Below are 9,669 nucleotides of genomic sequence, written 5' to 3' on the forward strand. Positions count from 1 at the left end.
AGGCCGACCTGATCGCCTCCGCCGTGGCCGCGACCTTCGCCGGGATCCTCGCCGACTGGCTGCACGGCCTCATCGAGGCCACCCCCGCCGAGATCGCGGGACGGGTCTGGCGCCTGCTGATCGCCCTCCACCGGGCCCCGGGACCCGGCTGGAGCTGACCCCGGGCCTCCGGCCGCGCTCCGGACGTGTCGCCGCCTTCGGGACGGTGATGAACCCCTGCCGGAGGGGCCCACGCAGCACGATCCGGGCGGCTCTGGTCACGGGGCGGGGAGATCAGACCAGGGGCGCGTGGATGCGGCTTGAGCCGCATCTGTCGCAGTCCGTTGGTCGCGGCGGGCGTTGGCGCGACCACCGGCATGCGATCAGCGGGATGCTGTTCCGGGTCCGCGCGGGAGTGCCCTGGCGTGATCTGCTGGAGCGGTTCGGGAGCTGGAAGACGGTTTACGAGCGGCATCGGCGCTGGTCCGCGGATGGGACCTGGGGCAGGGTCCTTCAGGCCGTGCTGGCCGACGCCGAGGTCAGCGTCGACTCGACCGCATGCCGAGCTCACCAGCACGCGGCCGGGGCTCCGCACAGAGCACCGCGGATCCTGAAAAAAGATCAACGCCTCGGCAGCACCGCCCTGACGAGGGACTCGGACGCTCCCGAGGTGGTCTGACCGGCAAACTCGCCGCTACCTGCGCAGACGCCAGATCAAGCACGCCATTCCGCCGACTTCGACAAGGAGATGTACAGGCGCCGAAATGAAGTCGCGTACACGATCAATCGGTTGAAGGACTTGCGCGCCGTTGCGACGCGCTTCGACAAGCGCGCTCGCGTCTTCTACGGGACAGCCAGCGTTGCATCGATCCGGCTCTGGCTCCGGTGAGTAGATCAACTTTCCCAAGATTCGGACGCGCCTGTCACCATCCTGCGGGACGAGATTTTATCGCGATTTGCACACCTAAGGTTGCGGATGACCAGCGAGAGCCTCGATCTGACGTGGAGTCGGGATGGCATCTGACATTGCCGCAGTGGCTGCGGAGCTCAACAGGATGGTTGCGGCAGATCACCAGGCCGCGCGCTACGCGAACAGCGAAGACCCGGCGGAGCAGTTGGCCTGGCGGCGCTTGACCGCACAGCACGCGGACCGTCTCAGCGAGATCATGGACGCGCACGGATGGCCGACCGCGGAACTGGTCGGTGAGGATGCGGCCCGGGCCGCGTGGCTGATCGCGCAACACGCCGACCGGCAGCTCGACGTTCAGCGGCGCGCGTTGCGGCTGATGGAGCGGGCGGTGGCCGACGGTGCCGCCGACCCGCGAGATCTTGCCTTCCTGCGGGATCGCACCCTTGTGAACGAAGGGAGGAAGCAGATCCACGGCACGCAGATCGCCGGCGTGAAGGACGGCGCGCCGGCCCCGTGGCCCTGCGAGGAGTCCGAGCTCATGGACGAGCGCCGTGCAGAAGTGGGAATCCCACCGTTCGCCGAGTACATCGCTCAGTTCTCCATCGCCTGAGTCACCCCGGCACCCGGCGGCAGCCCCCTCCCTTGCTCCGGCGGGCCCAGGCCCCCGGTCGCGCTGCCGTGCGCGGCGGACGGGGCCTGGTTCACGGCCGGGAGCAGCGGGCTCTTGGCGTGCGGCCGGACCGGCTGGGCGGGACCGAAGCCCGATACCCCAACGACCCCGGTCAGTCCGTCGTCTCGTCGCGGTCGTTCCGCTGCTCGGTGGTGGCGGAGAGGGCGCCGGCCTGGGCGCCATGCGGAAGGCGTGGACCGGTCTGCCATTCATCCCCGCGGGGCCGCCCCTGGCACCGGCTTCGATCCCGGATGGGGCGTTTCAGTCTCCGGAAGCGGCGCCGAGGGCGATGTCCAGCAGCATCTCGGCGGCTCGCCGGGCATCCGTGAACGCCTGCGGGTCGTTGCAGGAGGCCGCCAGCGCGTTGGCGCCCTCGAAGAGCACGGCGAGTTGCCCGGCGAGGGTCTCGGGGTGGGCCGCTCCGGCTTCGGCGGCCGTGGCCGCGAGGCGGTCGCGGAAGGCTTGCTTGTGCCGCTGCGCGAGGCGGGTCACCTCGGGGAGCCCTACGACTCCTTCGATGACGGCATTGTGGAACGGGCATCCACGGATCAGCGCCGTGTCGCCGCCGACCGGGGCGAAGACCCCCAGCAGCCGCTGGACCGGAGGCAGGTCCTCCCGCTCCAACTCCGCCTCGGCCGCGATCGACTTCTCCGACTCGAAGCGGCGGAGATACTCCTCCACCAGGTCGTTCTAGGTCGGGAAGTGCACGTAGAAGGTGCGCGGCGAGACCCGTGCGGCCTCCATCAGCGCCGCCACGCCGGTGGCGTGGATGCCTCGGTCGCCGGGGACGCGCTCTACAACGGCGCCCACATGTACATCGGCGAGTCGGATGGAGGCGGTCCCGACGCCTGGCGGGGCGCCATCGACACCGTCGAGGCCCTCGCGCCCGGCCGCATCGTCGCCGGACGCAAGAACAGGGACCTCGACGACGACGCCACCCGCGTCATCGCCGCAACCCGGCGGTATCTCGACGACGCCGAAGCAGCGCAGGAGGAGTGCTCCTCCCCGACGGGGTTCTTCCACAGGATGCGCGAGCGCCACCCCGACCTCCCCTACGGCAAGACCGTCCTGCGGGTCGGCGCCAAGGTGCTCTACGCCCTGCGCGAGCCGGGGGCCGACCCGGGCGCCGCCGCGGTGGGCACCTGGTTCTACGAGCGGTCGCCCGTCGTCGTCACAGCGCGGCCCCCGATGCCGTCCGGGTGCGCCCGTTCGTCATCGTGGTCAGGCCCTTGCGTCGACGTGCCGTGCCCGGGCGGTTCCGTCAACCTGGACGGGGACCAAGGAGGGCGGTGCGCGGCGTGCTGAGGGCATCGTGGTGGCGGACCCGCTCGCGGGAGCTGGCGGAGGCCGGGCGGCGGATCCGGTACCGCAGCGAGGTCCGCTTCCCCGTGATCACCCATCTGGCGGAGCGCATGATCGCGGTGAACATCTTCGACTCCGCCACCCGGGTGGCCGCGCAGGTCCTCCTGACCGTCGTTCCCCTGCTCTTCGTCGTCGCCTCGCTCGCCCCGGAGGCCCTCCAGGAACAGCTGACCTCGTCGCTGCGCGCCCTCTTCGGGCTCAGCGGCCAGTCCCGTGAGGAGCTCGACGAGTTCTTCGCCGGGACGGACGAGGACGTGCAGAACGCGGTGGGGGTGGTGGGGTCGGTGATGGTGCTGCTGTCGGCGACCGCGGTGAGCCGGGCGGTCCAGCGGCTGTGCCGGCGCGCGTGGGGGATCCCGCGGGGCGCGGCCCGGGTCGCGGTCTGGCGCTGGGTGGTGTGGATCGCCGTCTGGACGGGCCTGCTGGTGGTGCAGGGGCCGGTGCGCGACGGGTTCGGCGCGGGGCTGTGGCTGGGCGTCCCCCTCACGCTGCTCCTCCAGACGGCGGCGTGGTGGTGGACGCAGCACCTGCTGCTCGGCGGTGCGGTCGGCTGGCGGCCGCTGCTGCCCGGGGCGTTGCTCAGCGCCGTGGCCGTCACCGCGCTGTCGCTCGGCGCGCGACTGTACATGCCGCTCGCCCTCAACCGGGTGCTGGGCGAGTTCGGCGCGTTCGGCTCGGTCTTCGTGCTGCTGTCCTGGCTGATCGTGCTGTGCGTGGCCATCGCGATCGGGCTCAGCGCGGGCGCGGTGCTGGCGCAGGAGCCGTATCTGGCCGAGCGCCTGGGCAGCCCGGTCCGGGCCCCGGGGAGCGGACCGCCCTGACCGGCGTACGTGCGGGCGGGCTCCCGTCGCGCGGAGCGCATGCCGGCAGCGCAAGGGCCCGGGGACCACGGGCCAGGAGGTTCGCCCGACTCCGATGGACGGGGCGGCCGGGGCCGGCGGCGGGCCCTGGCTGTCGCCTGAGGAGCGGGCCGCCCGCGGGAAGGCCGCCCCGAAGAATGCGCCGAGGTCCGGGCACGAGGAGTTCACGGCCTCCGGCCGGAGGGGTCCGGTGGCCGTGATCGAGGGGCGGCCGGCCACCCGTCCGGCCGAGTAGGCCCCGGTCCGCTCAGGGCGGATGACGAGTCGCCGTTCCGCTGCACCCGGGCGCACGCGCGCTCCGCGGGCCGGATCGCGGTCGCCGCGTACTTGGGCGGGGACGACGTCTTCGACCGGGCCCTGCCGGAGGAGGTCGCCGACGGCCGGGTGGCCGGGGTGCCGGCCTAGACGGCCTCCCGTCCGGGCTCCTCGGCGAGGAACTGCGCCGCCGCGAGGGCGAAGAGAAGTGCCAGGGCGCATCCCACGACCACCCAGCCGGTCGGATGGGGCCACAGGACGTACGCGACGACGGCGCCGGCCACCAGGATCCAGGTGATCGAGGTGCGGTGGCGGTGGACGAACGGGCCGACCGGGCCCGTACGCAGTCCCAGCCGGTCGGCCGTGCCCCGCGTGGCGGTGATGCCGGAACCCCACACCGCCCGGACCGCACCGGCCCCGCGGCCCGGCCCCGTCAGCCAGGCGGCGAGGGCGACGACCACCCCCAGTACCGCGACCGTGCGCACGGACAGCCGCAGCAGGTGGACCATCGCGTCGTAGACGGAGCCGGCGGCCGCCTGGGAGACCGTGTCGGGCAGGGCGTTCAGGTACACCGTCCGGAAGACCGTCAGCGCGGTGCCGAGGACCAGCGCGGCCGCCGCGAACCCGAGGGCCGCCCCGACGAGCGCGCGACGCCGGCGGGCGCGGAGCAGGACGCCCCCGGCGGTGAGGAGGACGGCGAGTACGGGCAGCCACGCGCCCGCGAGCTGCAGGAGCCGAAAGCCGGTCCGGACCCGGCCGATGTCCTGCGACTGCACGAGGGTGAAGTCGGTGTGGATCTCCGGGATCTTCTTCGCCACCCCCAGCCCGGACTGCACGAGCCGCTGCTTGACCTGTTCGATCACCGGGGCGAGGTCGAGGGTCACCGCGTCGTTCCTGATCCGGACGGCGCCCTCGTCGCTTCCGGTCAGGGCCCGCACCAGTGAGGTGTGGACCGCTCGGTTGGCGTCCGTCCACACCGTCTCGAAGGCGTCCGAGGCCACGACCTCCCGCGCCTTCTCCCGGACGAAGCTGCTCAGCACCCCCTCGAGCGAGCCGCCGAGCCCTCCCAGCGCCTTTTCCAGCAGCGGGCGCTGGTCGGGGGCCGCGTCCTCAAGCAGCGCCGGGAGGTCGATGTGCTCCATGACCGCGCCGGTGACCCGGTTCGCCACGGCGGCCTGTACGTCCGGGTCGGAGGCGAGGGACGCGACGGTGCTGACGTAGCGGTCGCTGTCCCCGACGATGTCGGAGGTCCAGGAGGCAAGGATGCCGAGGGGGGCGAGTACGCAGCCCAGCACGATCAGGAGGGCGCCCAGGAGGGAACGCGTGCGGTGCCGGCGCGGGGGCCGCGCGGCGGCCGCCGTCTCCAGCGCGAGCACGCGCTCCCTCAGCGCGGCCAGTTCGTCCTGTCCCCCGTCCTGCGCACGGTCGTCCTGCGGCTGGTCGTCCCGCGGCTGGTTGACCTGTGGCATCGCCGGCCTCCTGAGGATCCGGCTTCAGACAACCAGCGCCCGGCGGATGCGCGCGAGACGGGAGGGCCGATCGGATGGCGCAGGGTGGGGTGTGGGTGGCTCCGCCGGGTGGGGGTCGCGGGGCACGGGTTCGGGGCCGGGCTGACGGGCGGCGCGCCCGGCGGCCCCCCTTCGGGCCGGCTGGTCCTGCCCGGCCGCGGTCGTGATCCCGTCGCGCGCCGACCGGTGGTCCGCGTCCTGTCGGCGGCCGCGGGAAGCGCACGGAGTGTCGGCCCTCGGCACCCGGAAGATCTTCCACACGGCACCCCGTCCGCCGTCGATCTTCACGAATTCGCCATCGGGGCGGCGGCGACTATGCTCCGGCCAGTGGCCTCCGCCGGGTCGCCGGACGGTGCGGGCGGAGGGCGCGGTTTCGCACGAATGAGGTTTCAGGAGTCCCGTGGTGATCGGACGTCAGGAAGAACGGGCGTTCATCGCCGAGGCGCTCTCCCCCCGAGCGGCGTCGTCGGTGCTGCTCCTCGGGGAGGCCGGAGTGGGCAAGACCCTGCTCCTGGACACCGCCGTCGAGGAGGCCGGCCGGGCGGGCTGCCGGGTGCTGCGCGTACGGGGGAACGCCGCCGAGTCGGAGCTGGCCTTCGCCGGCCTGCACCAGTTGCTGCTGCCGCTCCTGGACGACGCCGGCGCTCTGCCGTCCCGTCAGCGGGCCGCGCTGCTGGCGGCGTTCGGCCTCGGGGACGACCCGGCTCCGCCGGACCTGATGATGATGAGCCTGGCCGTGCTCACCCTCACGTCCCAGGCCGCCTCCACCGCGCGGCTGCTGCTGGCCGTCGACGACGCGCAGTGGCTCGACCGCGGCAGCTGCCAGGTACTGGGATTCCTGAGCCGCCGCCTGGACGGGGAGTCGATCGGCCTGGTCGTCGCCGCCCGGGGCTGCCGCCCTGACTGGCTGGACGCGGCCGTCCCGGAGCTGGTCGTGCGCCCGCTGCCGCCCGCCGAGGCGGAGGAGCTCCTCGCCGCGCAGCCGGGCGCCCCCGTCGGCGCGGCCCGCCGCCACCTCCTCGACACCGCCGCCGGCAACCCGCTGGCCCTGGTCGAGCTGGCCCGTTCCGCCGCCCGCGACGGGCGCCTCCCCGCCGTCGGCCCCGTACCGGTCACCGATCTGCTGGAGCACACCTTCGCCGGCCAGCTGGACGCGCTGCCCGCCGCCACCCGCGCCGCGCTGGTGGTCGCCGCCGCCGCCGAGGGCGCCGCCCTGGCCGACGTCCTCGCCGCGCTGCCGTCCGGCCCCGACACGGAGGTGTGGCTGCCCGCCGAGCGCGCCGGACTGGTGCGCCTGCAGGCCGACCGCATCGCCTTCCGCCACCCGCTGATCCGCTCCGCCGTCTACGGAGCCGCCCCGTTCGCCGAGCGGCGCCGCGCCCACCTGGCGCTCGCGGCCGTACTCGGCGCGGATCCGGACCGGCGGGCCTGGCAGCTGTCCGCCGCCACGATCGCCCCCGATCCGGCCGTCTCGGGCGAGCTGGAGGCCACCGCCATGCGCGCCCTCGCCCGGGGCGCCGTCGCCGAGACCGTCGCCGGGCTCGAACGTGCGGCCCAGCTGCACCCCGTGGCGGCCGAGCGGACACGGCTGCTGTCGACCGCGGCCTACGCGGCCGTCGTCGCCGGTGACACGGAGCGGGCCGAAGCCCTCGCCGCCGAGGCCTCCCGCCTGGAGGTCGGCCCGGAGGCGCTGCGCTGGATAGCGGCGCTCAGCGGGCTCGTCGCCATGCTGACCCTGCGCATGGAACGCGCCTTCGCCCTGGTGGTGCCCGACGAGCTGCCCGACTCGGCGCAGATCGACGCGGGCGTCTCCACGATCGCCACCGGCATCGCGTACCACTCGGGCCTTCCCGCGCAGCGGGAGCGGGTCCGCCCCATGCTCGCGGCGCGCTCCGGCGACGACGGCATGGCCGCCCACCCGTTCCACCTGTGGGACACCGGATGCACGGACCCGTTCGTCCACGGACCGGCGATCCGCGCCCTGCTGCCCACCGTGACGGCCTCCCCCGGGCTGCTCCCCACCGAGCGCCACACGCTGGGCGTCCTGTGCATGCTGCTCGACGAGACCGAGACCTCGATCAGCCTGCTCGGCGAACTCGTCAACCCGCAGTGGGAGGGCGCCGCGGACTTCCACGCCGGCACCACCGCCGCCGACCTGGCCTTCGCCCATCTCGACGGCGGCCGGTGGGCCGATGCCCGCCTCGGCGTCGAGCGGCTCGCCGAAACGTTCCTGGCGGGCCGGCACACCCTCGGTCCCGCCCGTGCCCTGGCCGCCCTCGCCACCGTGTGCGCCCTGACGGGTGAGGCGGAGACGGCCCTGGGCCACGCGGCGGCCGTCCTGGCCGTCACCGAGCCGACCGGAGCGCTCGCCACCGCGGCCCGCGCCCACCGGGCCGCCGGTCTGGCGGCCGCCGCCCTCGGGGACCACACCGCCGCCCACCGCCACCTGCGCGCCCTGTTCGACGGACCGGGGGCACCGCTGCACTACCACCTGTCCCCCTACGCCGTCGCCGACCTCGCGGCCGCCGCCGCGCTCACCGGCCGCACCGAGGACGCCCGTGGCGTCCTCGCCCACGTCCGCGCCGAGGTCGGCGACGGGGCGTCGGCCCGGCTGCGCCAGGTCCTGCTGCGTGCCACGGCGCTGCTCGCCGCTCCGGCCGACGCGGGAGGGCACTTCCGGGAGGCCCTGGAGGACCCGGCGGGCCGGCGCTGGCCCTTCGAACGGGGCCAGGTGTGGCTGGAGTACGGCGAATGGCTGCGCCGGCAGCGGCAGATCGCCGACGCCCGCACGGCCCTGACCAAGGCGCGCGAGGTCTTCGAGGGGCTCGGGGCCGGCCCGTGGGCGTCCCGCGCCGAGGCCGAGCTGCGCGCGGCCGGCATCGCCGTCGAATCGGCCCCGCACAGCGCCCTGCGCTCGCTGACCCCTCAGCGGCAGCGGATCGTCCGCCTGGCCGCCCAGGGCCTGACCAACCGGGAGATCGGCGAGCGGCTGTTCCTCTCCCCCCGCACCGTCGGCACCCACCTCTACCAGGTCTTCCCCGCATTGGGCGTGTCCGCGCGCAGCCAGCTGCGCGACGTGGTGGAGCGGGAACCCGGGGACTGAGCCGCCCGGGCGTCCACGGCGTACGTCATGTGACGGATGGCCGCGGCGCGCGGGGATCCGAGAGTGGGAGCAGAACGACGCCCACCACACCCGGAGCCCTCCATGCCCGTCATACGGTCCACGCTCGCGCTGCCGCCCGGTGAACGCGCCGACTACTGGCACGAGCTGGTGTCCGGCACCTTCATCCCGCTCGACGTCCGGCTGCACGAACCGGTGCCCTCGGCGGGGACGATCACCAGCAGGCGGCTCGGCCCCCTCCAGATCTCGGAGGTGGAGGCCGGCCCCCAGACGGTGGACCGCAGCGCGCGCAGGATCGCCCAGGGCGGCGAGGAGTACCTGACCGTCACCCTCCAGCAGCGCGGAAGCGCGCGGCTCACCCAGGAAGGCCGCCAGGCCGTCGCCGGGCCCGGCACCTTCACCTGCTCGGACGCCGGCCGGCCCTACCGGCGCGAGCAGCCCGACGTCTTCCGCTTCACGGCCTTCCGGGTGCCCAAAGCGGGCCTGGGCCTCCCCGACGCCGATCTGCGCACCGCCACCGGCACCCTGTTCGACGGCGCCTGCGGGACGTCCTCGCTGGTGGCGGCGTTCCTGGCCCGACTGGCCGAGCAGGCCGCCGGCTTCGACCCGGACACCGCGCACCGGCTCGCCCTGACCACCTCGGATCTGCTGGCCGTCCTGTTCCGCGAACGGGGCGGCCGGCTCGACCCGCAGGCTCCGGAGCACGCGCACGGCATGCTGACCCGTGTGCAGGAGTACGTCCTGCTCCACCTGGGCGACCCCGCCCTGGGCCCGGAGCGCATCGCGGCGGCCCACCACATGTCGGTGCGTTACCTGCACAAGCTGTTCCGCACCGGGGGCACGACGGTGGGGCGCTGGATCCTGCGCGAGCGGCTGGAGCGCTGCCGCCGGGAACTGGCCCGGCCGGCCCGGGCCGTGCCGACCGTGGCGGCCGTCGCCCCGCGCTGGGGGTTAGTCAGCCCCACCCACATCAGCCGGGCCGTCCGTGCCGCCAACGGCCAGAC

8 protein-coding genes and 2 pseudogenes are annotated in these 9,669 nt (G+C 74.5%); 7 read left to right on the top strand and 3 right to left on the bottom strand.

Annotated elements, in window-relative coordinates; genetic code table 11:
• From ACFVXK_RS33795 to ACFVXK_RS33805, 3 genes and pseudogenes are all read left to right on the top strand, one after another.
• A pseudogene (locus tag ACFVXK_RS33795) lies at positions 1-158 on the top strand (TetR/AcrR family transcriptional regulator); the annotation flags it as partial.
• A gap of 134 nt (positions 159-292) precedes the next feature.
• Positions 293-868: pseudogene (locus tag ACFVXK_RS33800) on the top strand (transposase).
• A 124-nt stretch (positions 869-992) separates the two neighbouring features.
• Positions 993-1,499, top strand: coding sequence for a DUF6624 domain-containing protein (locus ACFVXK_RS33805; RefSeq protein ID WP_389619577.1), 507 nt, complete (start codon positions 993-995; stop codon positions 1,497-1,499).
• A 321-nt stretch (positions 1,500-1,820) separates the two neighbouring features.
• Here ACFVXK_RS33805 and ACFVXK_RS33810 read toward each other — a convergent pair whose 3' ends face one another.
• Both ACFVXK_RS33810 and ACFVXK_RS33815 read right to left on the bottom strand, forming a co-directional pair.
• Positions 1,821-2,240, bottom strand: coding sequence for a hypothetical protein (locus ACFVXK_RS33810; protein ID WP_389619579.1), 420 nt, complete (start codon positions 2,238-2,240; stop codon positions 1,821-1,823).
• A gap of 9 nt (positions 2,241-2,249) precedes the next feature.
• Positions 2,250-2,303 carry a hypothetical protein gene (locus ACFVXK_RS33815; RefSeq protein ID WP_389619594.1) on the bottom strand — a complete coding sequence of 18 codons (54 nt, stop codon included), beginning with the start codon at positions 2,301-2,303 and terminating at the stop codon, positions 2,250-2,252.
• Positions 2,304-2,324: 21 nt separating this feature from the next.
• Here ACFVXK_RS33815 and ACFVXK_RS33820 point away from each other — a divergent pair, with 21 nt between their 5' ends.
• Together ACFVXK_RS33820 and ACFVXK_RS33825 are read left to right on the top strand one after the other, a co-directional pair.
• Complete coding sequence (locus ACFVXK_RS33820; protein WP_389619597.1) at positions 2,325-2,864, top strand: hypothetical protein; 540 nt, start codon at positions 2,325-2,327, stop codon at positions 2,862-2,864.
• On the top strand, positions 2,858-3,742 hold the full coding sequence (locus ACFVXK_RS33825) for a YhjD/YihY/BrkB family envelope integrity protein (protein ID WP_389619582.1): 885 nt from the start codon (positions 2,858-2,860) through the stop codon (positions 3,740-3,742). Before ACFVXK_RS33820 ends, ACFVXK_RS33825 begins: the two co-directional genes overlap by 7 nt.
• A gap of 440 nt (positions 3,743-4,182) precedes the next feature.
• On the opposite strand, the gene ACFVXK_RS33830 is transcribed toward ACFVXK_RS33825, so the two are convergent.
• On the bottom strand, positions 4,183-5,505 hold the full coding sequence (locus tag ACFVXK_RS33830; protein ID WP_389619585.1) for a hypothetical protein: 1,323 nt from the start codon (positions 5,503-5,505) through the stop codon (positions 4,183-4,185).
• A 442-nt stretch (positions 5,506-5,947) separates the two neighbouring features.
• On the opposite strand from ACFVXK_RS33830, the gene ACFVXK_RS33835 reads away from it, so the two are divergent.
• On the top strand, positions 5,948-8,647 hold the full coding sequence (locus ACFVXK_RS33835; RefSeq protein ID WP_389619588.1) for an AAA family ATPase: 2,700 nt from the start codon (positions 5,948-5,950) through the stop codon (positions 8,645-8,647).
• 102 nt (positions 8,648-8,749) lie between these two features.
• Positions 8,750-9,669 (top strand): helix-turn-helix domain-containing protein (locus tag ACFVXK_RS33840; protein WP_389619591.1); only part of this gene is annotated, 920 nt, incomplete at its 3' end.

Source organism: Streptomyces sp. NPDC058157 (genome assembly GCF_042884105.1).
In the GTDB taxonomy this organism is placed as follows: Bacteria; Actinomycetota; Actinomycetes; order Streptomycetales; family Streptomycetaceae; genus Streptomyces.

Excerpts from the sequence above, each read along its gene's own strand:
- ACFVXK_RS33830 (WP_389619585.1), bottom strand. The coding sequence starts at position 5,505 with ATGCCACAGGTCAACCAGCCGCGGGACGACCAGCCGCAGGACGACCGT.
- ACFVXK_RS33805 (WP_389619577.1), top strand. The coding sequence starts at position 993 with ATGGCATCTGACATTGCCGCAGTGGCTGCGGAGCTCAACAGGATGGTT.